This window comes from Paraburkholderia ginsengiterrae (genome assembly GCF_001645125.1).
GTDB classification, from domain to species: domain Bacteria; phylum Pseudomonadota; class Gammaproteobacteria; order Burkholderiales; family Burkholderiaceae; genus Paraburkholderia; species Paraburkholderia ginsengiterrae.
Map to the genome: position 1 here is coordinate 1 of NZ_LXKA01000361.1, position 24,445 is coordinate 24,445.

At 64.9% G+C, this 24,445-nt stretch carries 21 protein-coding genes; 15 read left to right on the top strand and 6 right to left on the bottom strand.

The genetic code is table 11. From position 1 onward, the window contains the following. From A6V37_RS33795 to A6V37_RS33830, 8 genes are all read left to right on the top strand, one after another. A partial coding sequence (locus tag A6V37_RS33795; protein ID WP_167361455.1) for a bacteriophage N4 adsorption protein A occupies window positions 1–768 on the top strand: 768 nt, incomplete at its 5' end. A 15-nt stretch (window positions 769–783) separates the two neighbouring features. Continuing rightward, the gene (locus A6V37_RS33800) at window positions 784–1,491 is read left to right on the top strand and encodes an alginate O-acetyltransferase AlgF (RefSeq protein WP_064266253.1); all 708 of its coding nucleotides are present in this window, start codon (window positions 784–786) and stop codon (window positions 1,489–1,491) included. Between the two features lie 143 nt (window positions 1,492–1,634). Then, window positions 1,635–2,672 carry an alginate O-acetyltransferase AlgX-related protein gene (locus tag A6V37_RS33805; RefSeq protein ID WP_064266252.1) on the top strand — a complete coding sequence of 346 codons (1,038 nt, stop codon included), beginning with the start codon at window positions 1,635–1,637 and terminating at the stop codon, window positions 2,670–2,672. Continuing rightward, entirely contained in the window at window positions 2,672–3,922 is a 1,251-nt protein-coding gene (locus A6V37_RS33810) for an alginate O-acetyltransferase AlgX-related protein (RefSeq protein WP_064286800.1), read from the top strand. The genes A6V37_RS33805 and A6V37_RS33810 overlap by 1 nt, the downstream gene beginning before the upstream one ends. A gap of 5 nt (window positions 3,923–3,927) precedes the next feature. Beyond that, window positions 3,928–5,586 (top strand): MBOAT family O-acyltransferase, encoded by a 1,659-nt coding sequence (locus A6V37_RS33815; RefSeq protein WP_064266250.1) that lies wholly within the window; start codon window positions 3,928–3,930, stop codon window positions 5,584–5,586. 33 nt (window positions 5,587–5,619) lie between these two features. Then, window positions 5,620–5,856, top strand: a complete 237-nt coding sequence (locus A6V37_RS33820) for an acyl carrier protein (RefSeq protein WP_064266249.1) — start codon at window positions 5,620–5,622, stop codon at window positions 5,854–5,856. 7 nt (window positions 5,857–5,863) lie between these two features. Continuing rightward, window positions 5,864–7,369 (top strand): D-alanine--poly(phosphoribitol) ligase, encoded by a 1,506-nt coding sequence (locus A6V37_RS33825; protein ID WP_064266248.1) that lies wholly within the window; start codon window positions 5,864–5,866, stop codon window positions 7,367–7,369. 49 nt (window positions 7,370–7,418) lie between these two features. Continuing rightward, window positions 7,419–8,258: an alpha-amylase family protein gene (locus A6V37_RS33830; protein ID WP_082902615.1), complete on the top strand. Its 840-nt coding sequence runs from the start codon at window positions 7,419–7,421 to the stop codon at window positions 8,256–8,258. An 87-nt stretch (window positions 8,259–8,345) separates the two neighbouring features. Here A6V37_RS33830 and A6V37_RS33835 read toward each other — a convergent pair whose 3' ends face one another. Then, a complete protein-coding gene (locus A6V37_RS33835) occupies window positions 8,346–8,960 on the bottom strand; it encodes a LysE/ArgO family amino acid transporter (protein WP_064266247.1) in 615 nt (204 codons plus the stop codon). 98 nt (window positions 8,961–9,058) lie between these two features. Here A6V37_RS33835 and A6V37_RS33840 point away from each other — a divergent pair, with 98 nt between their 5' ends. Further along, entirely contained in the window at window positions 9,059–9,952 is an 894-nt protein-coding gene (locus A6V37_RS33840; RefSeq protein WP_064266246.1) for a LysR family transcriptional regulator ArgP, read from the top strand. 62 nt (window positions 9,953–10,014) lie between these two features. Here the strand turns inward: A6V37_RS33840 and A6V37_RS33845 are convergent, their stop codons facing one another. Next, the gene (locus A6V37_RS33845; protein ID WP_064266245.1) at window positions 10,015–11,403 is read right to left on the bottom strand and encodes an NAD(P)/FAD-dependent oxidoreductase; all 1,389 of its coding nucleotides are present in this window, start codon (window positions 11,401–11,403) and stop codon (window positions 10,015–10,017) included. A gap of 156 nt (window positions 11,404–11,559) precedes the next feature. On the opposite strand from A6V37_RS33845, the gene A6V37_RS33850 reads away from it, so the two are divergent. The 3 genes from A6V37_RS33850 to A6V37_RS33860 all read left to right on the top strand — a co-directional run bounded on the left by A6V37_RS33850 (window position 11,560) and on the right by A6V37_RS33860 (window position 15,851). Next, the gene (locus A6V37_RS33850) at window positions 11,560–12,540 is read left to right on the top strand and encodes a LysR family transcriptional regulator (protein WP_064266244.1); all 981 of its coding nucleotides are present in this window, start codon (window positions 11,560–11,562) and stop codon (window positions 12,538–12,540) included. Window positions 12,541–12,812: 272 nt separating this feature from the next. Beyond that, the gene (locus A6V37_RS33855) at window positions 12,813–14,399 is read left to right on the top strand and encodes a purine-cytosine permease family protein (protein WP_064266243.1); all 1,587 of its coding nucleotides are present in this window, start codon (window positions 12,813–12,815) and stop codon (window positions 14,397–14,399) included. A 60-nt stretch (window positions 14,400–14,459) separates the two neighbouring features. Then, window positions 14,460–15,851 (top strand): NAD(P)/FAD-dependent oxidoreductase, encoded by a 1,392-nt coding sequence (locus A6V37_RS33860; RefSeq protein WP_064266242.1) that lies wholly within the window; start codon window positions 14,460–14,462, stop codon window positions 15,849–15,851. 162 nt (window positions 15,852–16,013) lie between these two features. On the opposite strand, the gene A6V37_RS33865 is transcribed toward A6V37_RS33860, so the two are convergent. Continuing rightward, window positions 16,014–16,385, bottom strand: coding sequence for a cupin domain-containing protein (locus A6V37_RS33865; RefSeq protein ID WP_064266241.1), 372 nt, complete (start codon window positions 16,383–16,385; stop codon window positions 16,014–16,016). A gap of 223 nt (window positions 16,386–16,608) precedes the next feature. Here A6V37_RS33865 and A6V37_RS33870 point away from each other — a divergent pair, with 223 nt between their 5' ends. Then, on the top strand, window positions 16,609–18,042 hold the full coding sequence (locus A6V37_RS33870) for an aldehyde dehydrogenase family protein (RefSeq protein WP_064266240.1): 1,434 nt from the start codon (window positions 16,609–16,611) through the stop codon (window positions 18,040–18,042). A gap of 35 nt (window positions 18,043–18,077) precedes the next feature. On the opposite strand, the gene A6V37_RS33875 is transcribed toward A6V37_RS33870, so the two are convergent. Beyond that, the gene (locus A6V37_RS33875; RefSeq protein WP_064286801.1) at window positions 18,078–19,028 is read right to left on the bottom strand and encodes a LysR family transcriptional regulator; all 951 of its coding nucleotides are present in this window, start codon (window positions 19,026–19,028) and stop codon (window positions 18,078–18,080) included. Between the two features lie 117 nt (window positions 19,029–19,145). On the opposite strand from A6V37_RS33875, the gene A6V37_RS33880 reads away from it, so the two are divergent. Both A6V37_RS33880 and A6V37_RS33885 read left to right on the top strand, forming a co-directional pair. Then, complete coding sequence (locus A6V37_RS33880) at window positions 19,146–20,318, top strand: M20 aminoacylase family protein (RefSeq protein ID WP_064266238.1); 1,173 nt, start codon at window positions 19,146–19,148, stop codon at window positions 20,316–20,318. A 65-nt stretch (window positions 20,319–20,383) separates the two neighbouring features. After that, complete coding sequence (locus tag A6V37_RS33885) at window positions 20,384–21,769, top strand: MFS transporter (RefSeq protein WP_064266237.1); 1,386 nt, start codon at window positions 20,384–20,386, stop codon at window positions 21,767–21,769. Between the two features lie 727 nt (window positions 21,770–22,496). Here A6V37_RS33885 and A6V37_RS33890 read toward each other — a convergent pair. Together A6V37_RS33890 and A6V37_RS41600 are read right to left on the bottom strand one after the other, a co-directional pair. Beyond that, complete coding sequence (locus A6V37_RS33890; protein ID WP_064266236.1) at window positions 22,497–23,750, bottom strand: MFS transporter; 1,254 nt, start codon at window positions 23,748–23,750, stop codon at window positions 22,497–22,499. Continuing rightward, on the bottom strand, window positions 23,747–24,445 hold a 699-nt coding region (locus A6V37_RS41600), incomplete at its 5' end, for a hypothetical protein (RefSeq protein WP_064286802.1). The genes A6V37_RS33890 and A6V37_RS41600, both read right to left, overlap by 4 nt.

A 24,445-nucleotide genomic window follows, 5' to 3' on the forward strand; every position in this document is an offset into this window, starting at 1 on the left:
GCCCAACTGAACGAAATGCGCAGCGCGCACGCCGAAGCCACGCGCAACTGGGGCTTCGACGCGTCGCTGAACTATCGCGGCGCGGGCATGCAGCCCGGCTACGCATCGTCGCCGACACCTGGCACGTCGAACAACTGGCAAGCCGGGGTGGAAGCCTACTGGCGCCCGTTCGGCAGTCTCGGCGACCGGATGTTCGAACTCTACGCGCGCGGCTACGAAAGCTTCGGCGTGAAGAACGGCAGTCCGAGCGGCATATCGACCTTGCAGGCCACGGTGGGCGCGCGCGCCAAGCCGTTCTCGCAGATCGACGCGATCGTCGCGTTCGAGCGGATCATTCCGATCGGCTCGCAGGTCAACCCGGACTGGCTCGCGCGGCTGGCGTACTCGGGCGGCTACGGGATCGAGCGCCGCGTCGACGTGCCGTCGTGGTGGACCGCGCAGCTTTACGCCGAAACCGGTACGTACCTGAACGCCGGCTCGGTCTATGCGACCACCAATCTCGAACTGGGCCGCACGTATCGCATGGACAGCTACAGCCCGAAGTGGACCGTGTTCCCGTATGCCGTGATCGGGGCGGACTATGACTCGAGCGTCGATCACAGCTTTCCGCTCGGCGCCGGCGTGGGCATTTCGACGCGCTACTGGTTCCGCGACAGCAAGTACGACGCGCCGCGTTCGTATGTCGATCTGTCGGTGCAGTACCGCTGGAGGATCACCGGCGACGATCGTGCGCGTGGTGTGTTCTTCGGCGCGATCTACTCGTATTGAATCCGGATCAATTACATGAAGACAATCAGCCTGAACAGTTCGAAGCTCGCCGTTGGCATGGCGGCGCTTGTGGCGTGCGCGGCCGCGCACGCGGCGGCGGACGACGTCGCGAGTCTCTATGGGCCGCAGCCGCCCGCCGATGCGTCGTATCTGCGCGTGCTCAACGCGTCGTCGCAAGCGGTATGGGTCGCGCTCGCAGGCAGCGAAGCGCCGCAGACGCTCGCGCCCGGCGCGGTCACGCGCTTTAGCGTGCTGACCCAAGGCACTGCCGTGCGTGTGATCGTCGGCGGCAAGGTGCTGACCGATGCTGCCGCCCCGGCCGATGCGGCAGCGCGCCCCGGCGACGCGGTCACCGTCGCGCTGCGCCATGATGCAAAGGGCTGGCATGCGACGCGGATCGTCGGACGCTACGAGCGTGCCGATGGTTTGAAGGCGACCTTGCGCGCGTTCAATTTCGCGCCGGGTTGCGGCGCGCGGATCGGCGTGGACGGCAACGGGCCGACGGTGTTCGCGCAAGTGGCGGCGGGCGCTCAGGATACGCGCACCATCAATCCGGTGAGCGCGAAGCTGGTGGGGCAGTGTGGCGCTGTGGCGAGCGCCGCGTTGCCGTTGCCGGCGCTTGCGGCGGGTGACAGCTACAGCGTGTTTGTCACGGGCGACGCCGCGAAGCCGGTGCTAAGCGGCACGCGCGATGCGCTCGCGTGGCCGCCGGCGGCCAACTGAGCATGGCAGGTTTGCCGGGAAAAACGCGCAATACGAAGAAGCACCGCATAACTAAATAAATAGATCGACGCGCCGGTTGTGCGGATTGCAATTCACCGGCCGCGGCACGTTGTTGCTTGACCTCAGCTACGGGACCTCACGAAATGACCACTTTCCGCCGTTCGCTCATCGCGCCGTCTGTCCACGCCGATCCGCTCGACAGCGGCCGCCGTCGCTTGCTGCTGGCGCTGGGCGCGGCGCCGCTCGCCGGTGCCTTGTCGTTCGTTTCGCTCGCGCCGCGCCGTGCGTTGGCCGCGGCGTCGAGCAGTGTGATCGAAGGCCGCGATCTGTGGCTGTATCCCGGCTGGGAAAGCCTCACCGACGACGCCACGGCGAACTGCCTGAAAGCCGTCGATCTGATTCATCAAACCACGGATAAGCTCGCCGCGCACGGTATTCGCAGCGTGATCGCGATTGCGCCGCTCAAGGCGCGTTCGTGCCCGGAGTATCTGCCGGGCGGCACCGCGCTATCGGACGGCGTCGCGAAGCGTTTTGCCGCGATGCGCTCGCATGCCGATTCGCTTAACTTGCCGATGGTCGATTCGGTCGCCGCGATTGCCGCGGTGGATGCGTCGCAGGAAAAGTACATTCGCGCCGATTATCACTGGAGCGGCCATGCGGCGGAAGCGGTTGCGTCGGGCGTCGCCGAGCGCCTGCTGGCGATTGGCCCGCTGAAGGGCGAGGCTGGCTCGGGCACGCGGCTCGGCAAGTGGAACGAGGAAGTGCGCTACGGCGATCTCGCGGCGCTGTTGCCGCCGGATCGCAAGAAGGCGGTCGGCAAGGATCATTTCATCGTGCGCGCGGCGGGTGCCGCCGCCGGGCTCGTCGACGGCGGAGCACCGGTCGTGCAGGTGGTCGGCAACAGCATGGTGCAGCCGTATCTCGGGTTTCCGCAGAAGCTGTCGAATGCGATTGATCGTCCGGTCGGCCTGACGTGGACGTTCGGCGACACTGGCCCATGGAAGACGCTGCTCAATTATCTGGAGTCGCCGGAGTTCAAGGCGAATGTGCCGCAAGCGCTCGTCTGGCAGTTCAACGAAGGGCAGATGATGAATCTGCCGGGTGCGGCCGGTCAGTGGGACGCGGCTTTTGTGATGCCTGACGACGTGTTCCTTGCGCGCGTCGCGAAGGCCATTGCCTGATGAGCGATTCAGTTGGACAACGCGTAGTCGGCGAGGGCGCCGGCAAGGACACCGGCACCAAAGGCCATGCCACGGCGCCGGTGCCGGCGGCGCAGGCTGTGGTCCGCGCACACCGGCGCATTGCCTGGCTGGTTGCATTGCTGCTCGGCTTCGGTTGCGTGGCCGCGCTCGTCTCGCTCGTGGCGCAGTCGCAAAACGGAGCGTCGTTCGACGTGCACGGCTGGCGCGATGGCAGCCTCGGCCGCGGCATCGATCGCGCGATCGACGTGCCGTACGCGCGCACGCTGCATCGCTGGCAGGCGGCGGTGCGTTACCGCGTGTTCGGCGATCTCGGGCGCCAGGTGCGCGAGGGGTGTCCCGGCTGGCTGTTTTACGCGGACGGTTTGAGCGCGCCCGTGCAGCCGGGCCACGATCCGGTCGCGCGCGCCGATGGCGGGGACGCGCTCACTGACACACGCATCGCCACCTTGCGGCGTTATACCGATGCGTTGGTTGGCATGGGCATCCGCTTGCTGGTCGTGACGGTGCCGGACAAGGCACGTGTGGAAAGCGGGTCGCTGTGCGGGCTGCGCCAGGATGCGCGCATGACGCGGCGTCTGAACGCATGGAACCGCGCGCTGAGCGCGCGCGGGGTCGCTCACGTCGATCTGTTGCCGGCCTTGCAGGCGGCGCGGCCGGTCTATTTCCGCACCGACGTGCACTGGAACGCGCGTGGCGCGCAAGCCGCCGCGCAGGTGGTCGGCGCGGCCGTGCTGCCTATGCTCGGCAAGCGTGGCGAGACGGTTTTCACGCACACCACGGCGCCGCCCGCGCCGCGCGTCGGCGATCTGCTGACGCTCGCCAATCTCGACCAGGTGTCCGATGCATGGCGTCCCGCGCCCGATGTCGTCGCGGCTGAAACGTTGCAGGCCACCCGCAGCGGCGGCCTCCTCGACGACGGCCCGGCGGCCGACGTGCTGCTCGCGGGCAGTTCGTTCTCGCGGCGCAGCGCGTTTGCCGAACGCCTTGGCGAACAGCTCGGCCGCGAATTGTGGAACGTCAGTCTCGATGACGGTCAGTTCGATCGCGCCTTGCAGGCCATCTGGCGCGACCGTGCGGCCTGGCCGAAGAGCGTGCGCGTGGTGATCTGGGAAATGTCGGAAGACGCGCTGTCGATGCCCGCGGACGAAGCGTCGATGGCGTCCACCACCCATGCCAAGCAGGCTCCCAACGCCGCCGCTACCGTTGCGCCACCCGCGCGGCAGGACTGATCCCGATGCTATTCAATTCGTTCATCTTCCTCACGCTGTTCCTGCCGCTCGCGCTCGCCGGCTACTATCTGCTCGGGCAGCGCCTGCTGCGCGCCGCGGCGGCGTGGCTGTGCGGCGCGTCGATCGTGTTTTACGGCTGGTGGACGCCGGCTTTCGTCGGCTTGCTGATCACTTCGATCGTATTCAACTACGCGATGAGTTGCGCCATCGTCGCGACGCCCGCGCAATCCGCGCGACGCCGCTGGCTGCTCGGTCTGGCGATCACCGCGGACCTGGCGCTGCTAGTGCGCTACAAATATCTGGCCACGTTGCTCACCGCGCTCGTGCACGCGAGCGGAATCGCACCGGCCGGCTGGCTCGCACACGGCATGCAGGAAGTGATCCTGCCGCTCGGCGTGTCGTTCTTCACGTTCACGCAGATCGGCTATCTGCTCGATTGCAACGCGGGCATCGTCAAGCAACGCGACCCGCTCGGCTACGTGCAGTTCGTCACGTTCTTTCCGCATCTGATCGCCGGTCCGATCCTGCATCACAAGGAGATGATGACGCAGTTCGCGCAACCGGCCACCTACCGGCTGCGTGCGGACAATCTCTCGATCGGCGCGTTCGTGTTCGCGATCGGCCTCGGCAAAAAGGTGCTGTTCGCCGACACCATCGCGCCGTTCGCGGATGCGGGCTTCGCCGCGCCACACGAATTGCAGTGGTTCGCCGCGTGGGGTACCTGTCTTGCGTACGCGCTGCAGCTTTACTTCGATTTCTCCGGCTATTCGGATATGGCGGTGGGGCTCGCGAAAATGTTCGGCGTGCGTTTCCCGCTGAATTTCAATTCGCCGTTCAAGGCGGCCAGCATCATCGATTTCTGGCAGCGCTGGCATATGACGCTCACGCGCTATCTGACCGCGTATCTGTACTACCCGCTTGCGATGCGAATCAACCGCAGCCGGGCATTGCGCGGCTTGCCGATCGGCCGCCTCGCGCAGCGCTTGGCAGGCGGTTTTCTGTCCACCGTCGCAGTGCCGACGTTCTATACGATGGCGCTCGCCGGCATCTGGCATGGAGCGGGCTTGCAATACCTGATCTACGGCCTGCTGCATGCGTCGTATCTGACCGTGAATCACGCTTATCGCGCGTGGCGGGCGGCTGCGGTTGCCCCTGCCCCTGCCCCTGCCGCCGTGGCGGACGGCACGGCGAATGCCATGGCGGAGACATCGGCTAAGCGCTTGCAAGCTCGCCTGCGCCATGCCTCGAACGTGTTGCTGACGTTCGTCGCCGCGTTGGTCGCGTTCGCGTTTTTCCGCGCGCACGGCGTGGGCGATGCGCTTGCGCTGTTGCAAGGGATGGCGGGTCTGCATGGTGTCGAGTCCCTCGACTGGCCGGCGTGGGGTGCCGCGGGCATGGACTTCGGGACGTGGCTGCATCTGGTCGCGGGCCGCTCGACACTCGCGTTGCTGATCGTCGCACTCCTGACAATCGTCTGGTGCGCGCCTAACTCGCATCAGTTGATGGGCCGTTTTTCGCCGGTCCTCGAACGCGCGGCCGAAGGCGTGCCGGCCGCGATGACGTGGCAGCCGTCGCTGCGCTGGACGCTGGCGCTCGTCGGCGTGCTGGTGTTTTGCGTCGCGCAGCTGCATGGCGAAGTGCGTTTTCTCTATTTCCAGTTCTGATTGCCGGAACGACGTTTGCGCAAGGACTACACAATGAATCAAAACGAAACGTTGCACGCCGAGGTGGCGTCGCTGGTCGAATCGGTCGTGCTGCGGCTCGTGCGCGGCGACGAACTGCTGCTCGAAACGGGGCTCGTGGATTCGGTGCTCGCGGTCGAAATCGTGATGGGCGTCGAAATGCAATTCGGCGTGCGGATTCCGCCAACCGAGATCGCGGAGCATCTCGCTTCGGTGGATGCGCTGAGCGCGTTCATCGACGCCAATCGCTAGGCGTGCCATGCGATTCGATCTGACGGCGAGCCGCTTTGTCGAGACGGATGAACGGCCGGACGCGTGGGCGGTGATCGGCGCCGAGCGCGCGTTGCGCTGGCGTGAACTCGCGACCGAAGCCGAGGCATGGGCGCAGCGGGCCCGCACTTACGGTTTCGCGGCTGACGTGCCGGTGATCGTGCGCGGTCACAAGGAGGCGGCGTTTTTCGTCGCGATGGCGGGCGCGTTGCTGCTCGGCGCGCCATTCGTCCCGGTCGATACGATCTACCCGGATGAACGGATGCAGCGTATCGCCAGCACGCTCGGCGCGCGGACTTACTACGACGCGCAGGGTGACCGGTTCGTCGCGCTGAACGGAGAGCCGGCACAGGCGCAAACGGCGGCGAACTCGCCGCCCGCATCGGCGCCGCAGCCGTTGCGCGAGAAGCAGCTCGCCTACGTGCTGTTCACGTCCGGCACGACCGGTGAACCGAAAGGCGTGCAGATCGGCCGTGAAAGCGTTGCCGCGCTCGTCGAATGGATGGCGGCGGACTTTGCACTCGGCGACGCACCCGTTTTTCTGAACCAGGCGCCGTTCAGCTTCGATCTGTCGATGTACGAAGTATTCGGCACGCTCTCTCTCGGTGGCACGGCCGTGCTCGCCTCGCGTTCGCTGACCGCGCAGGGCGCGACGTTCCTTGCCACGCTCGCGCGGCACGGCTTGACCACGTGGGTGTCGACGCCGTCCTTCGCGCAGCAGCTCCTGCTCAATCCGCAGTTTTCGGCGGAAGGGCTGCCTGCGCTCAAGACCTTTCTGTTCTGCGGCGAAGTGCTGCCGGTCGGACTCGCGCGGCAATTGCGGCAACGCTTTCCGGCCGCTCGCATCGTCAATACGTATGGGCCGACCGAGGCGACCGTGGCGACCACCTGGATCGTCGTCGACGATGCCGTGCTCGCGCAGCACGCGCGCCTGCCGATCGGTTACGCCAAACGCGATGCGGAGGTGTTCGTCGAGGACGGCGAGCTGTGTATTGCGGGCGCACATGTGATGCGCGGCTATCTGAATCGCGAAGATCTGAACGCGGCGCGCATGTTCACGCGTCACGGCGTGCGTGCATTTCGTACGGGCGACCTGGGCGCGGTGGAGGGCGGCGGGTTGTTGTTCTGTCACGGCCGCATCGACGATCAGATCAAGATGGGCGGCTACCGGATCGAGCTGATGGAGATCGACTCGGCCTTGCGCGCGCTGCCCGGCGTGTCCAGCGCGGCCGCGGTGCCGTTGCGGCGGCCGGACGGCTCGGTCGCGCGGCTCGTTGCGTTCGTCGCGACCGGCGCCGACGACGGCCGCTTGCCCGGCGCGCTGCACGACTGGAAGAGCTTGCTGGCGGCACGTCTGCCGTCGTATATGATCCCCTCGGAATTACTCGCGTGCCGTGCGTTGCCGGTCTCGGTGAACTTCAAGATCGATCGCGCGCAACTTGCTCAGGATTACCGTGACGCTCACTTCAAAACACAACGGCAGCACGGCGCATAGTGCGCCAGGGCCGGTATCGCCACAGCGGCGCGCGCTGCTTGCCGCGGGGATGAGCGCAGCCCTTCTGTACGGCTGCTCGGCGCCCGCTTCCGGCGAACCCGGCGCACTGGCGCAGGGCGTGGTCTGGCAACTGGACAACGATCACGTCGATCCGCGTGGAGAGTGGAACCATCTGGGCGTGACGGACCTGCTGGTTCAATGGACGGCCGTGGACGATATCTCGTTCCTGCCGGTCGGCGATGCACAGCAGCGTGCCGGCTTGCAAAGCGCGGACCGGTTGCCGGACTGGACGCGGATTGCGGGAGAGCCGTGGGCGCGCAACGTGATCGTGGGGCTCGCCGGACGTTTCGACGAAACCTCGGCACGTGCGCAGGCGGCGCGCCTCGTCGAACAATCGAAGGTGCTGGCGGACGTGCGGCCGGCGGTGCGCATCGACGGTTATTACTTTCCGGTCGAAGTCGATCCGACCTGGCAGGGCGCTGCGGCGCTCGCGCCGTTGCTCGCGGCGTTGCCGAAGCCGCTCTGGATCAGTGTCTACGACAATGCGAATGTCGGCGGGACGGCGCTGGCGGCGTGGCTGGACAGCTGGTTGCCGCGCGACGTCGGCGTGTTCCTGCAGGACGGTTGCGGCGTGTATGCGCGAGGTCCGGCCGCGGCGCGCTCGTATGCGGACGCGCTCGTGGCTCGGCTTGGCAAACAGCGGGTGCGGATTATCGCCGAGGCGTTCCGTCCGGCTCCGGGCGGCGCGTTCCGGCCCGCAACCGCGGCAGAGCTTGCGCCGCAGCTATTGGCGTACGGAGGATATCGGACGTATCTGTTCGACGGTCCTCATTATGTGTCGGACCGTCTCGTGCAGGATCTGCTGGATTTTCAGGCGGTGCAGAAGTAGGGCGGCCGGCGCTCTGGTCACCATCCTGACAACCGGCGGGTGCCCTCGAAGCGCCGGCACCCCTGCCTGAATTCACTGCAACGGCGTTCAGCGCAGCTGCGTCACCGCGAGCAGCAGCACCATGCTGCCGATCGCGCCATCCAGCACGCGCCATGCCGTGGCCCGCCGGAATAGCGGTGCCAGCATCCGCGCGCCGTAGCCCAGACCGATAAACCAGACGCCGCTGACCGCCATCGCACCCAGCGCGAAAGCGCTGCGTGCGCCTTCCGGTTCGCGCGCGCCGGCGGTGCCGATCAGCAGAAAAGTGTCGAGATACACGTGCGGATTGAGCCACGTGAACGCGAGTGTCATCAGCACGATCGGCATGGCGCGTTGCACGGGCGCGGTGGTGCCGCCGGCGTCCAGCACCGCGTGTCCCGGCCGCACGGCGCGGCGCAGGGCGTTGAACCCGAACCACGCCAGATAGGCCAGCCCCACATACAGCATGGCGTGCACGAACACCGGGTAGCGTTCCACCAGCACCGATGCGCCGCCCACGCCCGCACCGATCAGAATGAAGTCCGACAGCGCGCACAGCGCGACGATCTTGCCGACGTGCGAGCGCATGATGCCCTGCCGCAGCACAAAGGCGTTTTGCGCGCCGATCGTCACGATCAGGGAGGCGCACAGCGCGGCGCCGTGAGAAAAAGATAGCCAGTTCATAGTCAATCCAGTAGACGGGAGAAGCGAATTGGGGCTAGTCTGCGGCTTTGCTTCTCATAAGAGAAGCTAATTCGGTTAATGCGGATTAAGGAGCGCTAATGCTCGACTATGCTTTGCTCGATGCGCTGGCCGCCGTGGTGCGCCACGGCTCGTTCGACCGCGCGGCCGGCGAACTGAATGTGACGCCGTCCGCGGTGTCGCAGCGGGTCAAACTATTGGAAGAGCGCGTCGGCAGCGTCCTGGTGAAGCGCGGTCAGCCGTGTGTCGCGACCACCTCGGGCGCGCTGCTGTGCCGCCACACGGAACGCGTGCAATTGCTGGAAGCGGAGCTGACCGGCCGCCTGCCGGCGCTTCCTGGCGCGCTGGTCGAGCCGTGGCCGGCGCTGCGCGTGGCGGTGAACGACGACAGCGTGGGCACCTGGTTTATCGACGCGGTGGCGCCTTTCTGCGTGGAGCGGGAAATGCTGCTCGATCTGGTGATCGACGATCAGGACCATACCGCCCAGCGGATTCGCGACGGCAGCGTGCAAGGCGCGGTGACCACGCAAGCCGAGCCGGTGCAGGGCTGCCGGTCCACGCGTCTGGGGCGCATGCGTTATATGGCGGTCTGTTCGCCGGCGTTTCGCGAACGCTATTTCGCCGATGGCGTCACGCGCGAGAGTTTGCGCAATACACCATGCGTCGACTTCAACCCGAAGGACCAGTTGCAAAAGCGCTTCATGCGCCGCATTACGCGTGCGGAGATCGATCCGCCGTTGCACTGGATTCCGCATGTGGCCGGTTTCCTGCGCGCCTGCGTGATGGGACTCGGCTGGGGAATGTGCCCGGAGCGGATGATCACGTCGCACCTCGCGAGCGGCGAACTGGTGGACATGGCGCCCGGCAAGCATATCGACATCGATCTGTACTGGCAGAGCTGGCGCTTGTCGATCGGCTGGCTCGACGATTTCGGCGCGGTGCTGCGCAAGCGGGCAGCGGAGTTTCTCGACTGAGAGGGTGTCGCTCACGCGCCGGATCGATACCGGCGCGTGAGCGGCAGCGTTTTCGCCAGGGTTCAATGCAGGCGGATCAACGGATGCACGCGTCTGCGCAACCATTGGCTGGCGGTATCGAGCGCCATGCGGGCGAAGCCGGTTAGCGTCATGATGTGGCGCCGGTAGATGAGCCGGTAGACGGACGTCGCCAGCCAGCCGTCGACGAAAACCGGCTGCGTCAGCAGACTGCTGCTGAGGCTGCCGATGGTGCCTTCGCGGCCAAAACCGACCAGCGTGCCGGCGTCGCGATAGACGAACTCCGGCAGTGCTTCGCCCGCCACCCGGCACTTCAGCGCGCGGGCGAGAAAGAGCGCCTGCTGATGCGCAACCTGCGCGCGCGGCGCGAGGAACCCGCCCGCATGATCGGCGGGGCAGGCCGCGCAATCGCCGAGGCCGAACACGTTCGCGTCGCTCGTGGATTGCAGCGTGCGATGCACCTGCAACTGCGCGTTGCGATTTACCGCGATACCGTCCAGTGTGCGCAATACTGGCGGTCCGGCAATACCTGCCGTCCAGATGGCGATGTCGCTCGCGAGCGGCGCGCCGCCGTCAGTCAGCACGGCGTCGGCGCGCACTTCGGTGACGCGTGTGTTGCTCAACACTTCCACGCCGAGATTGCCGAGCATCCGTTCCGCACGCGCTGAAATCGTTTCCGACAAAGCGGGCAGCACGCGCGCGCCGCTTTCGATCAGCCGGATGCGGAAGTCGCGCACCGGATCGAGCGAAAACGGGCTGTAGCGGTTCAACAGACGCACGGTGTCGCGCACCGCCGCGGCGAGTTCGACGCCCGTCGCGCCCGCGCCGATGATATTGATCGACACCGGTGTATCGGCCTGTGCAGTACGCGCGCGGCGCGCATGATTCGCCCGTAGGCAGCAGTCGAGCAGCTTGCGGCGGAATGCTTCCGCATGCGCGACCGATTCGAGCGGGAGGGCGTGTTCAGCGGCACCAGGCACACCGAAATACTGTGTGACGCTGCCCATGGCCAGCACCAGCGTATCGAAGGCGAGCTGACGGGCCGGCAGGATTTCGCGGCCGTCGGCGTCGTGCAGCGCATTGATGGTGATATGCCGCTCGGTGCGATTCAGCGCGCTGAATTCGCCCTGTTCGAATTCAAAGCCATGCCGCTGCGCCTGTACCGCGTATTGCAACTGGTGCGTGGCGGGATCGAGCTGGCCCGAAGCAGCTTCGTGCAGCAGCGGCTTCCAGAAATGCGTGGGCCAACGGTCGACCAGCACGATGTGCGCGAGACCGGCGCGCCCAAGCGATTCCGCAAGCCGCGTGGCAAGACCCAGCCCGCCCACGCCGCCCCCGACGATCACGATCCGATGCACCGCCGGGTTGTCCGTCCGCCGAGCGCCTTGCGTGCGCTGCGGTGTTGCGCCTGCCTGCTGGTCGATTGCTGCCATGATCCCTGTCCTCCTCAAGTTATTCGTACCCGGCCGGCGGCAGTGCCCCTGCGCAGCAATATCGAACATTGCCCGGCTCATCTGTCGGGCCAGTATAGAATCGGTAAAATCAGCAGCACAATTTAATGTTTATACGAGACATATAGGTTTTCACTTATGTTAAAAGTGGCGACGTTTCGTCAGTTGAAGGCCTTGCACACCATCGCGAAGCTCGGCAGCGTGTCGCGCGCGGCGGAAGAACTGAAGCTGACCCAGCCGGCCGTGTCGCTGCAAGTGCGCTTGCTGGAGGAGGCCGCGGGCGCGCCGCTGTTGCAGCGCGTGGGGCGGGGCGTGCAGTTGACGGCGGCCGGCGAAATCCTCGCGCGCTATGCGCTGGAGATTCTCGATCTATGGAACGGCGCGGCCGACGACCTCGCCGCGTTGCAGGGCGAGCAGGGCGGCACGCTGCGCATCGGCGCGATCACGACCGCCGAGTATCTGATCCCGCCGTTTCTGGTGCGCTTCACCGAGGCGCGTCCGCAAGTGAAGGTGCAATTCAAGGTGGGCAATCGCGCCGACATCATCCGCATGCTGGCCACGCATGAAATCGATCTCGCGGTGATGGGCAGCGCGCCGCGCGAACTGCGCACCGTGGCGACCGCATTCGCCAAACATCCGATGGCCTTCGTCGCCTCGCCCGCGCACGCGCTGATGAAGCACAAGCGCCTGACGCTCGACGATCTGCAAAACGCGAACCTGTTCGTGCGCGAACGGGGCTCCGGCACGCGCTCGACCGTCGAGAATCTGTTCCGCCTCGCGGGCCTCAAGCTGCACATCGGCTCGGAGCTGTCCAGCAACGAGGCCATCAAGCAGCTGGTCGAGGCCGGCCTCGGCATCGCGTTTCTGTCGCTGCATGCGTGTTCGCTGGAGTTTCATGCCGGCTTGCTCGCCTTGCTGCCCATGCCCGCGAATCCGATCGAGCGCGACTGGTATGTGATGCATGTGTCGGACAAGCGCTTGCCGCATGTGGCCAGTTTGTTCCGCGATTTTCTGATCGAGCATGGCATGTCGGGTGCGGTGCCGGTCCCGGTGGCGAGCGTCGCTGCCGCGCGCCGGCGGCGGCAAACGCGCGCCGCGAGCGAGGCCGGCGAAAGCTGACACGGCCGCCGGATTCTCGCTATTCGCTTCGACGTTTGCGCCGCGCGACGCCTGCATGAAGCGCCCGCGCGACCGTGCGTATCGCTCGTAATGCCTCATGGGACGGGCGTTTCGGGTTACATCGCCGGGGATCGAAGTAAAGGTTGGAGGGGCGGTATTTTTGCCCGCGCCGATTGTCTTTACAGTGACGTCCAGAGATTTGAAAAAAGTGGACGCCGCTTCCCCGCGGCGAGCCAATGTGATTGACCTGGCCGTTGCAGGAGTCGGAGACAATGAGCAGCAACAGCATCACCCAAGTTGAAACATTCGGTTTTGAACGCATCCCGGATCGCTCGCGCTACGCGCGGCCCATTGATCTGTTCCGCCTGCTGTTCGGCGGTTGCAATACGTTTTCCACCTCGGTGCTCGGCAGCTTCCCGGTGCTGCTCGGTTTGTCGTTCAAGGCGGGCGTCTGGTCGATCGTGCTCGGCGTGCTGATCGGCTCGTGCATTCTTGCGCCGATGAGCCTGTTCGGGCCGCGCAACGGCACCGCCGATCCGGTCTCGTCCGGCGCGCATTTCGGCATTCATGGGCGGATAGTCGGCTCGTTTCTGGCGGTGCTGACCGCGGTGGCGTTCTTCTCGCTGGCGGTGTGGAGTTCGGGCGACGCGCTCGTGGGCGGCGCGAATCATCTGTTCGGCCTGCCGGTCAACTGGATGACGCTGAGCGGCGCCTACGGCCTGTTCGCGGTGCTGGTGCTGACCGTTTGCGTGTACGGCTTCCGCTTCATGCTGTGGGTCAACAAGATTGCGGTGTGGGCGGCGAGCCTGCTGTTCGTGGTCGGCCTGTTCGCCTTTGCCGGCACCTTTGATAGCGCATACGCCGGCAAGGTGGCGCACGGCGCGGCGGGTTTCTGGCCGGCGTTCGTGGCGGCCGTGCTGGTGGCGATGAGCAATCCGGTGTCGTTCGCCTGCACGCTCGGCGACTGGGCTCGCTATATTCCGGAAGATACGCCGAGACAACGCACGATTCTCGCGGTAATTCTCGCGCAACTGGCCACCTTCGTGCCGTTCTTCTTCGGTCTCGCCACCGCCACGATCATCGCCAGCAGGGCGCCGGATTTCATCGCGTCGAATAACTACGTCGGCGGCCTGCTGGCGATTTCTCCGAGCTGGTTCTTTCTGCCGGTGTGCCTGATTGCGATCATCGGCGGGATGTCGACGGGCACGACCGCGCTCTACGGCACCGGGCTCGATATGTCGAGCATGTTTCCCAGGTTTCTGAACCGCGTGCGCGCCACGCTGCTGATCGGCAGCCTCGCCATCGGCTTTATCTTTCTGGGGCGCTTTGCGTTCAATCTGGTCGAAAGCGTCTCAACGTTCTCGGTGCTGATCAACGTCTGCAGCTGCCCCTGGATGGTGATCATGATCATCGGCTTCGTGACGCGGCGCGGTTTCTATCTGTCCGACGATTTGCAGGTGTTCAACCGCGGCGGCCGTGGCGGCCACTACTGGTTCACCAACGGCTGGAACTGGCGCGCGATGGGCGCGTGGATTCCGAGCGCGGCGATCGGCCTGTGCTTCGTCAATCTGCCGGATCAGTTCGTGGGCCCGCTCGGCCAGCTCGCCGGGGGCCTCGATATCAGCATGCCGGTTTCGCTGACGCTGGCCGCCGCGCTGTACATCGCGCTGCTGCAATGTTTCCCGGAACCGGACGGTGTGTACGGACCGCTCGGCCGGCGCTGGCTGCGCGGCGGTTCGCAGCGCAACGTGTTCGTGCATCCGGTGGTGCCGGCGGCGCGCCATAAGGCAGGCGCGCAGCCGCAGCGCGCCGTGCGCGTGGAGCGTGAACGCGAGGCGGCGCTCGACACACAGGACTGAGGCTGAAGCGCGGCGTCGGGCAGTACAAGCAATGGTTTTCAATTCAGGTAGGCAAACAGGATGAGCGAATCCGTAAAGCGCGCGTTTGAAGGGGTAAAGCTGTTTCCGTTCTGGCTGGACAATCCGCGCGCACCGGCTGTCGAACGGGAACTGATCGGCCCGACCAGGGCGGATCTGGTGGTGGTCGGCGGTGGCTTCACCGGTTTGTGGGCCGCGATCCAGGCGAAGGAAGCCGACCCGTCACTGGATGTCGTGCTGGTCGAAGCGGGCAAGGTGGCCTATGGCGCATCAGGCCGTCCGGGCGGCATCATTTCGACTTCGGTGATGCATGGCCTGCCGAATGCCACGCGCGTCTTTCCGCAAGACCTCGACGTGCTTGAGAAGCTGGGCCAGGAGAATCTCGACGGCTTCAAGGAGTCGCTCGTGCGCTACGGCATCGAGGCGGACGTCGAATGGAACGGCGAGATGACGGTCGCGGTCGATCCTGGCCATCTCGATCACCTGAAGGGCGATTACGAACTGCACGTGGCGCACGGGCACGACGTGGTGCTGCTCGACAGCGAGCGTGCCCGCGAGCAGCTCGACTCGCCGCTGTTCGCCGGCGCGATGTGGTCGCGCAACCGCAGCGGCACGATTCATCCGGCGAAGCTGGCGTGGGGCCTGAAGGCCGCCGCGCTGAAGCTCGGCGTGCGTCTGCATGAGCATTCACCGATCACGCGTCTCGAAGACCGCGGCGCGACGATGGTCGTGCACACCCAGGCGGGCCGCATCGAAACGCCGCGCGTGCTGCTCGGCACCGGCACGGCGGATGTCGGCGTGAGCGACATCAAGCGCCGGGTCATGCAGGTGCGTGATCACATCATCGCGACGGCGCCGCTGAGCGACGAGCAGATGGCGCGCATCGGCTGGAAGAACCGTCAGGGCATTTACGACACGCGCACGCAGCTCAACTATTTCCGGCTCACCAAGGACAATCGCATCATCTTTGGCGGCCGCGTGAGCTACCACTTCGGCGGCAATCCGAATCCCGCCGAAGATCGCGACGAGAGCACGTACTACAAACTTGCCGAAGCGTTCTATCGCACCTTCCCGCAACTGGACGACGTGCGCTTCACGCATGCGTGGGGCGGCCCGATCGACTATTGCTCGCGCGGGGCCGTGTTCGCGCGCCGCTATCACGGCGGCAAGAGCGTGTTCGTGGCGGGCTATACGGGCTTTGGCGTGGCGGGCAGCCGCTTTGGCGCGAAGATGGGTCTCGACATGCTGTGGAACCGCGATACGGTGATCACGTCGCTCGATATTTCGCGCAAGGGGCCGTCGTACATTCCGCCCGAACCGGTGCGCTGGATCGCCGCGAAGATCACCTTCAACGCGTTCGATGGCGCCGACGATCGCGGCGGCTGGCGGCGTCTGTGGATCAATTCGATCAAGGCGATGGGTTTCCCGATGTAGCCGGAGGCGTCCGCGCGGTCGTGGCGGGCGCTTTTTTTTGTGTCTTTCTTTGTGTGTTTACCGCTGTTTTGCGCCGTTCTCCGTTGTTTTCTATTGCCGCCGGCATAAAAAAACCGCACCTTAATGGGTGCGGTTTCCGGTGAAGCAACGACGCAGTGTGAATTAACCGCAGTACACGATGCTGTACTTCTTGGTCGCCACCGGCATATGCCACGTGCCCGAGAAGCCCTTGTGCAGGATGAAGGCGTCGCCGGCGGCATAGCGTTCGCTGCGGCCGTCGTCGCTGGTGATGACGACTTCGCCTTCGATCAGCACGCACACTTCGTGGATCGGCAGGTCGGCCAGTTTCAGCGTGCCCGCATCGCATTGCCATACGCCGGCGGACAGCATGTTGCCGGCATCGGAGAATGCGTTGAGCGCGTGCGGTGCCTTGGCGCCTTCGAGAATGACGTCGGCGGGATCGTGCAGGGCCGGGTTCAGGCCGGTCGCGCCGGGGCCCTTGGCGTCGATGCGGGTGAAGGTGATGTTGCTCATGTGTCTCTCCAGGGTGATGTGAATTGATCTGAACCGATGTGACCGACAGGGAACGATGTCGAAAGTCGCGGCAGAACCGGAGTCTGAGCCAAAGCAGCGTAGTGATGAATTTCGATTTGAAGACATTCAGATTGAGCGGTGTCGATGTAAAGCACGCGATGCCGCCGCGAGTGCGTTTCGCCTCGCGTCTGACCTGCAAACATTGTTGATAAGGACAAGTCTCATGGAACACGCCAAGCAGTTTTATATCGACGGTCAATGGGTCGATCCCGTTGAGCAGAATGCCGCCACGCTCGATGTGATCGATCCCTCCACCGCCGGCGCGTTCGCGCAGATTTCGCTCGGCAGCGCGGCGGATGTCGATCGCGCGGTGGCGGCCGCGAAGCGCGCGTTTCCCGCTTACAGCGAAACCACGGTCGCGCAGCGCATCGACTTGCTTCAGGCGGTCCTCGACGTTTATCGCAAACGCTATGACGACATGGCGCATGCGATCAGCCGCGAGATGGGCGCGCCGCTGCAGTACGCGAACGACGCGCAGGCATGGACCGGCGTCGCGCATCTGGAAGCGATGATCCGCACGCTCGATACGTTCGAGTTCGAGTGCACGAAGAACAGCATTCTGATCCGCAAGGAAGCGGTCGGCGTGTGCGGCCTGATCACGCCGTGGAACTGGCCGGCGTTGCAGATCACCACCAAGGTTGCGCCGGCGCTCGCAGCCGGCTGCACGATGGTGCTCAAGCCCTCGGAGCTGGCGCCGCTGTCCGGCATCATCTTCGCCGAGATCCTGCACGAAGCGGGCGTGCCGGCGGGCGTTTTCAATCTCGTGAACGGCGAAGGCCGCACCGTGGGCGAAGCGATGTCGTCGCATCCGGACATCGACATGATGTCGTTCACCGGTTCGACCCGTGCGGGCGTGCTGGTCGCGAAGGCCGCGGCGGACACGGTCAAGCGCGTGCATCAGGAACTGGGCGGCAAATCCGCGAACCTGATTCTCGAAGACGCCGATCTGAAAACGGCCGTGATGCGCGGCGCGCGTGCCTGTTTCGACAATAGCGGCCAGTCGTGCGATGCGCCCACGCGCATGTTCGTGCCGCGCGCGCGTGAAGCCGAAGCGCTCGCGTATGCGAAGGAAGCGGCGGAGGCGTTGCGCGTCGGTCCCGCGGATGCCAAGGAGTCGGATATCGGCCCGGTGATCAGCGAACAGCAGTTCGACAAGATCCAGCGGCTGATCGGCGTGGGCGTGGAAGAGGGCGCCACGCTGGTGGCCGGCGGCCTGGGGCGCCCTGAAGGTTTGAAAAACGGCTACTTCGTGCGGCCCACCGTGTTCGGCAAGGTCACGCCGCAGATGACGATCGCGCGCGAGGAAATCTTCGGCCCGGTCCTGTCGATTCTCGCTTACGACTCCGAAGACGAAGCGATCGCCATGGCCAACGACAGCCTCTATGGTCTCGCGGGCTACGTGCAGTCCGGCTCGATCGAACACGCGCATGCGGTGGCGAAGCGCCTGCGCACCGGCACGATCTATCTGAACTACGCGGACTACAATCCCGATGCGCCGTTCGGCGGCTTCAAGCAATCGGGCAATGGGCGCGAGTACGGCGAGTTCGGTCTGGAGGACTTTCTGGAGATCAAGGGCGTGGTGGGTTACACGGTCTGAGATTGTGTGGTTGCGTCACGTACCGCGTGACGCGACTACAGCAACAACTCGATCGAATGAAACAGCCGGCGCTGCTCGGGGTCTTGCGAGCGCGCCCCTTCGTCGATCACTTCACGCAAACATTCGAGAAAACACTCGGCCGCCGGACTCGTCGGCGCGCCGCGGCGTGACGTGATGCTGACGATGGTTTCATCGACCGTCTCGCGCAGCGGCAACGCCCATAGCTGCTCCTTCGCGAGGGTCACCTCCACGAGCGGCCACGGAAAGATGCTGAGCATGTCCGAATGCGCGAGCAATCCGAGCACGACCGCCAGCGAATGCGCGAGATGAATGGTGTGCGGCACGCGCATGCCGCGCTTGCGGAACAGATTGTCCGAGATCGACTCGCGGCTTGCCGGGTCCCAGTTCAACACCCACTCCGCGTCCTCCAGTTCGAGCAGCGTGCGGCAGCCTGCCTTGGGATGATCGCGCCGCGCGACCACGGCCGAATGCGTGGAAAAGAGCGGAACGTTGTGAAACTCCGATTGCGGCGACGCGGGCGGCGGCCGGCCGATCGAAAAATCGAGGCTGCCGTCGCGCAAGCGCGGTTGCACGACCGCCAGCAACCCTTCGAAAAACTCCAGTTGGACTTCGGGCATGCGCTGCCTGAAGCGCTTCACCGTGGGCGGCAGAAAAGTCAGCGCGACCCAGGGCGTGACGCCGATCGACAGTTTGCCCGCCGCCGCGCCACGTAACGCCTCGATTTCAGCTTGCGCGCGCTGCAGTTGCCCCAGCACCACGCGCGCATGCACGACCAGCGTACGGCCGAATTCGGTGAACGCGATGCCGCTCGCGCTGCGCACCACCAGCGGCGCGTGCAGGTCGGCCTCCAGTTCGCGCATGGCCTTGGTGACGGCGGCCGGTGAAAGACCCAGCGAACGGGCGGCAGCCCGGATACTTCCGGTATCCGCAATGGCGGCTAAGGTGTTGAGCTGATGCAGTTTCATCTGGCGAGGCGGCGATTGAGTGGCAACCAGAAGTTGCTGCCGTAACGATTCTACGCCTGCCGCCGGAAATTCGGCGCGGCTATGCTCGGTTCACGCTTTCATTGATGGAGACACCTCGTGAACACCATGGCCATTCCGGCGGGCATCGCCGCTCTCGAAGACGAAATGATCGAACTGCGCCGCCGCATCCATGCGCAGCCCGAACTGGCCTACGAGGAGTTCGCGACCGGCGACCTGGTCGCCGAAAAGCTGCAGTCGTGGGGCTACACGGTGCATCGCGGGCTGGGTCAAACCGGTGTTGTAGGGCAACTGAAAGTTGGCAGCGGCAGCCGCAAGCTCGGCCTGCGCGCCGATATGGACGCGTTGCCGATTCATGAGACCACCGGCTTGCCCTACGCGAGCAAGGTGCCCGGCAAGATGCACGCGTGCGGCCACGACGGCCATACGGCGATCCTGCTTGCCGCCGCCAAGCATCTCGCGCAGGAAAAGAATTTCGACGGCACGCTGAATCTGATTTTCCAGCCGGCCGAAGAAGGCCTGGCGGGCGCGAAGAAAATGCTCGAAGACGGTCTGTTCGAGAAGTTTCCGTGCGACGCCGTGTTTGCGATGCACAACATGCCGGGCTTCCCGACCGGCAAGTTCGGCTTCCTGCCGGGGTCGTTCATGGCCTCGTCGGATACGGTAATCATCAAGGTGACCGGGCGCGGCGGCCACGGCGCGGTGCCGCATAAGGCGGTGGATCCGGTGGTGGTGTGCGCGCAGATCGTGCTGGCGTTGCAGTCCATCGTGTCGCGTAATATCGCGCCGCTCGACATGGCGATCATCACCGTCGGCGCGATTCACGCGGGCGACGCACCGAACGTGATTCCGGAGACTGCGGAAATGCGCCTGTCGGTGCGCGCATTGAAGCCCGAGGTTCGCGACTATTTGCAGGAGCGCATCACGGCGGTGGCGTGCGGCCAGGCGGCCGTGTACGGCGCGCGGGCGGACGTGGATTATCAGCGCCGCTATCCGGTGCTCGTCAACGATCCCGCCATGACCGGCCTCGCGCGGCAGGTCGCACAAGACTGGCTCGGCGAAGGCGGCTTGATTGCCGACATGCAACCGCTCACCGGCAGCGAAGACTTCGCGTTCCTGCTCGAACAATGCCCCGGCAGTTACCTGATCATCGGCAATGGCGACGGCGAGGGCGGCTGCATGGTCCACAACCCCGGCTACGACTTCAACGACGATTGCCTTGCCACCGGCGCGGCCTACTGGGTGAGACTCGCACAGACGTTTCTGGTTTGAGGCCGGAGCGCTTGCTCGAGCGGGCGCAGTCCCGCATCAGTTGGTAGAACACCACGGAGACACAGATGGACTATTCCGCCACACCGCAACCCGCGGGCACGGACGCGTTGGACGCGCAGGGCATGTTGACCGGCCAGTCCGCGAGGCGCGCGGGCCAGGCCAAAGCGATTGCTGCGATCACGCTCGGCAACGGCCTCGAGTTTTTCGACTTCACGATCTACAGCTTCTTCGCGACGATTATCGGCAAGCTGTACTTTCCGGTCGAGGGACAGCTTGCACAGTTGATGCTCGCGGTGGGCACGTTCGGCGTGGGGTTCATCATGCGTCCGGTGGGCGGCATCGTACTGGGCGCGTATGCGGATCGCGCCGGCCGCAAGGCGGCGATGAGCCTCACTTTATGGCTGATGACGCTGGGCTCCGCGATCATCGCGTTTGCGCCGACTTACGCGGCGATCGGCATTGCCGCGCCGCTGCTCGTGATCCTCGCGCGGCTGATTCAGGGTTTTGCGCTGGGCGGTGAGATCGGTGCGTCGACATCGCTGTTGCTGGAGTATGGCAGCGACAAGACGCGTGGATTCTACGGCAGCTGGCAGTTCGTGAGCCAGGGCTTGAACACGGTGTGCGGATCGTTGCTTGGGGTCGCGCTGGCGGCGGCGCTGTCGACCGCGGCGCTCGAGAGCTGGGGCTGGCGTGTGCCGTTTGTGATCGGCATGGCGATGGGGCCGATTGGTATTTATATCCGGCGTCATTTGAACGAGACGCTGCCTGGTGTTGAGGATGGGGCGGGTGTTGCACATTCGGCTGCTCATTCGGCTGTGAATCCGGCCTCAACACCGGCCTCACGACCCGTGCGCGAGTTGTTTCGCGAGCATTCGCGGGTGATTACGACGGGTGTCGTGACGACGATTGGCGGGACGGCGGCGAACTATATCGTGCTGTTTTATCTGTCCACTTACGCGATCAGGATTTTGCATTTGCCGATGGCGTCGGCGTTGTGGGCCGCATGGACCGCGGCGGTGGTGACGGTGATCTGTTCGCCGTTCGCCGGGACGTTGTCGGATCGGGTCGGGCGCAAGCGGGTGTTGTGGGTTTCTCGTGTTCTTCTGATTGCGGCTGTTTATCCGGCGTTCATGATCATCAATGCTTCGCCTACGGTGCCGGTTTTGCTGGCGGTAGTGGCGGGGTTGGCTGTGCTGGTTGCGTTTACTGCTGTGCCTAATATCGTTATGTTGCCCGAAATGTTTCCTCGTGAGATTCGGGCTACCGGGATGTCGGTTGTTTATTGTCTCGGGGTTTCGATTTTTGGTGGGTTTGCGCAGTTTTTTGCTACGTGGTTGATTCAGGTTTCTGGGAGTAATCTGGCGCCGGCATGGTATTTGATTGGGTGTGGGTTGGTTTCGTTGGTGCCTTTGCCGTTTATGAAGGAGACTGCTGGGCGGGCTATAGATTGAGGTTGTTTTGCCTGCGCGGCGCTTTGGGTGTGTTCCTTGGGTGTTGGCCTTTCCTTGAGTTCACGGTGGTCTATTAGCGTTGCCCCTGTGCGGGGCGGCACCTACTTTCTACACCGCGGCAAAGAAAGTAGGCAAAGAAAGCCGCTTTACCACCGCTAATTCTTAAGCGGGTCCCCTGGCTTGGAGGGGGCAGTGGTGCATCTGGAATCCGTGCCCCCGCACATTCAACCCCGGTGACAAGGCAGTCATTCTTCCGGCGGCGCTGCGCGCGCCGCGGCGGTAGTTCATCAAACCATTCGCTATTTTTCGCGCCTGCGGTAGTACACCTAAGCAATCGACGGCTTTCACTCTGTCGCGATACTCCGTCGCAGCGTTGGCCACTGGTTTTCCAGGTTGACCGCTCCGGCGAGCGCGTAGCGCTAGGCGGGAAGCATGACTGCCTTGTCACTAGAGCGGAGTGTGCGAGGGCACGGATTCCAGATGCACCACTACCCCCTCCAAGCCAAGGGACCCGCTTAAGAATTTGCGGTGGCAAAGCGGCTTTCTTTGCCTACTTTCTTTGCCGCGGCAAAGAAAGTAGGTGCCGCCCCGCACAGGGGCAACACTAATAGACCACCGTGAATTCAAGGAAAGGCCAACACAAAAAGCAGACCACCGCGACCTCAAGGAAAGGCCAACACCACAAAGACCACAGCACAACCCGCCGGGCAGGCAAAAAACCAAACCCTTATTGAGCAGCCGACTCCCCATCCGCCACATCAACCCCACCACCGGCGACCACAGCCTCCCGCGTCTCAGGCATCGCCACCCACACCAACAAAACCGCCAGGGCCCCAGCCGCAGCCAACCCAAAAAAGCTCGCCGCATTACCAAAATGATCCGCGACGAACCCGGCAGCAGTAGTACTCAAAGTAGCCCCAATGCCCGCCGCCAACCCAAACAACCCAATACAAAGGTTATAACGCCCCTTCCCACCGGCGACGTCAGCGGCAATCAACGGCAACATCACCCCAAACACAGCCGCGCTCAACCCATCGAGCATCTGCACCGGCACCAGCAAATAAGGGCTGCTGATTCCGGCAAACAGCAAAGCACGAATCGGCAACGCCGAAAACCCGAGCAACAGAATCGGCCGCCGCCCCCAGCGCTCGGCAGAGCGACCAACCCACGGCGACATCATCGCCACAATCGCCTGCGGCACGATGATGCACGCGGCAATCACCAGTTGCACGTTGTCGCCCATGCCGGCCGTCACTTCGCCCGCAGCGAGATTCAGCATCGCCGCATTCGACAAATGAAACAGCACGATGCAAGCCGCAAACAACAACATCCGTTTGTCACGCAGCAATTCGCGCAAGCTCTCGCGCCGCTCGACCTGTTGCGGCGTCGGCGCGGAACGTGGCAGTTCGATCGTGTCGGTGCGCTGGATCATCGTCAGCGCGATCAGCGCGGGCACCGCGAGCGCGGCCGTCAGCCAGAACACTGCGCGCGGCGAATAGTACTCGCCGAATACGCCCATCAGCCCCGCAGCGACCGCACTGCCGATCGACGCCCAGCGTGCGTTGCGCCCCAGCCGGTCGCCGAGATTCGCCCGCCCCACGAGCGCGAACGAGATCGCGGCCAGCGCCGGCGTCAGCATGCAGCTCGCAAAGCCGTGGAATACCTCGGCGGCGATCACCGGCAGCACCGTCGGGCTCGCGGCCAGCAGCACGGCGCTAAAGATGATCGCGAAGATCGCCCACGCAGCGGCGCCTTTCTTGTTGCGCAGTGCGTCCACGGCAGCGCCGCCGGGCACCTGGCTCACCATCGCGCTGATGGTGCCCACCGAGAGCGCCATGCCGATTTCGCCCTGCGTCCATTTGTGCGAGGCGAGATACGACGCGATAAACGGCCCAAACCCCGTTTGCACGTTGGCAACGAAGAAATTCAGCCAGTCGAGCGCGCGCAGGCTGCGCGCGGTTACCAGAGTGCGGCCGATCATCGGGCCGCCCGTGCGTTAGGTGCCGCCGAAGCCGTGGTCGCCGCAGCGGGTGCGGAAGCAGGAGCGGAACCAGGGGCGGGTGCGGCAGCGGCGGGCGGCGGTGCCGGCGAGACCGCGCGAATCGGCTTGTCGCTGGCGTACGGCGGTGTCGCGTTGATCTGCGCATCGCTCAGATCGATAAACGGATGCAACTCCTTGTCCTTCGTGACGAAGCGCAGCGCCGACCAGTTCGCGGCAATCGTGCGCCGCTCGGTACTGACCATGCCGTTCACGTCCAGCACGACCGCCTGCGGTTGCGCGTTGGCGTCGATCAGCACGTCGATCACGCGGCCGACCTTGGCGCCGTTCGGGCGCTCGACGGTGGCGTCGATCAGCGGCAACTGCACGGCGGCGGACTTCGCCGCGTTCGGCGGAATGCCCGGCGCGTTGAGCGTGATGGGCGCGCTCTTCGCGGTCGGCGTGAAGCGGAACGCGCTCCACGGGAAATTCACCTTGCGGTCGCCGACACCCAGGAAGCCCTGCAGATTCACCACTAGGTCGGGCGTCTTGCCGTGCGCGTCAGCGATCAGAGCAATCGCGGGCGCGGCCACCTTGCCGTCGGGCGTCTGCACTGCGCTGTCGAGCAGGGCGCGCGCCGCGGTGCGCTCGATCGTGCGCAGCACGAGCAACGGCGGGGGCGGCGGCGGTGGCGGCGG

What these genes read in the sequence shown, in the direction of transcription:
- A6V37_RS33800 (WP_064266253.1), top strand. Translation starts at nt 784, where the DNA reads ATGAAGACAATCAGCCTGAACAGTTCGAAGCTCGCCGTTGGCATGGCG.
- A6V37_RS33805 (WP_064266252.1), top strand. Translation starts at nt 1,635, where the DNA reads ATGACCACTTTCCGCCGTTCGCTCATCGCGCCGTCTGTCCACGCCGAT.
- A6V37_RS33810 (WP_064286800.1), top strand. Translation starts at nt 2,672, where the DNA reads ATGAGCGATTCAGTTGGACAACGCGTAGTCGGCGAGGGCGCCGGCAAG.
- A6V37_RS33815 (WP_064266250.1), top strand. Translation starts at nt 3,928, where the DNA reads ATGCTATTCAATTCGTTCATCTTCCTCACGCTGTTCCTGCCGCTCGCG.
- A6V37_RS33820 (WP_064266249.1), top strand. Translation starts at nt 5,620, where the DNA reads ATGAATCAAAACGAAACGTTGCACGCCGAGGTGGCGTCGCTGGTCGAA.
- A6V37_RS33825 (WP_064266248.1), top strand. Translation starts at nt 5,864, where the DNA reads ATGCGATTCGATCTGACGGCGAGCCGCTTTGTCGAGACGGATGAACGG.
- A6V37_RS33830 (WP_082902615.1), top strand. Translation starts at nt 7,419, where the DNA reads ATGAGCGCAGCCCTTCTGTACGGCTGCTCGGCGCCCGCTTCCGGCGAA.
- A6V37_RS33835 (WP_064266247.1), bottom strand. Translation starts at nt 8,960, where the DNA reads ATGAACTGGCTATCTTTTTCTCACGGCGCCGCGCTGTGCGCCTCCCTG.
- A6V37_RS33840 (WP_064266246.1), top strand. Translation starts at nt 9,059, where the DNA reads ATGCTCGACTATGCTTTGCTCGATGCGCTGGCCGCCGTGGTGCGCCAC.
- A6V37_RS33845 (WP_064266245.1), bottom strand. Translation starts at nt 11,403, where the DNA reads ATGGCAGCAATCGACCAGCAGGCAGGCGCAACACCGCAGCGCACGCAA.
- A6V37_RS33850 (WP_064266244.1), top strand. Translation starts at nt 11,560, where the DNA reads ATGTTAAAAGTGGCGACGTTTCGTCAGTTGAAGGCCTTGCACACCATC.
- A6V37_RS33855 (WP_064266243.1), top strand. Translation starts at nt 12,813, where the DNA reads ATGAGCAGCAACAGCATCACCCAAGTTGAAACATTCGGTTTTGAACGC.
- A6V37_RS33860 (WP_064266242.1), top strand. Translation starts at nt 14,460, where the DNA reads ATGAGCGAATCCGTAAAGCGCGCGTTTGAAGGGGTAAAGCTGTTTCCG.
- A6V37_RS33865 (WP_064266241.1), bottom strand. Translation starts at nt 16,385, where the DNA reads ATGAGCAACATCACCTTCACCCGCATCGACGCCAAGGGCCCCGGCGCG.
- A6V37_RS33870 (WP_064266240.1), top strand. Translation starts at nt 16,609, where the DNA reads ATGGAACACGCCAAGCAGTTTTATATCGACGGTCAATGGGTCGATCCC.
- A6V37_RS33875 (WP_064286801.1), bottom strand. Translation starts at nt 19,028, where the DNA reads ATGAAACTGCATCAGCTCAACACCTTAGCCGCCATTGCGGATACCGGA.
- A6V37_RS33885 (WP_064266237.1), top strand. Translation starts at nt 20,384, where the DNA reads ATGGACTATTCCGCCACACCGCAACCCGCGGGCACGGACGCGTTGGAC.
- A6V37_RS33890 (WP_064266236.1), bottom strand. Translation starts at nt 23,750, where the DNA reads ATGATCGGCCGCACTCTGGTAACCGCGCGCAGCCTGCGCGCGCTCGAC.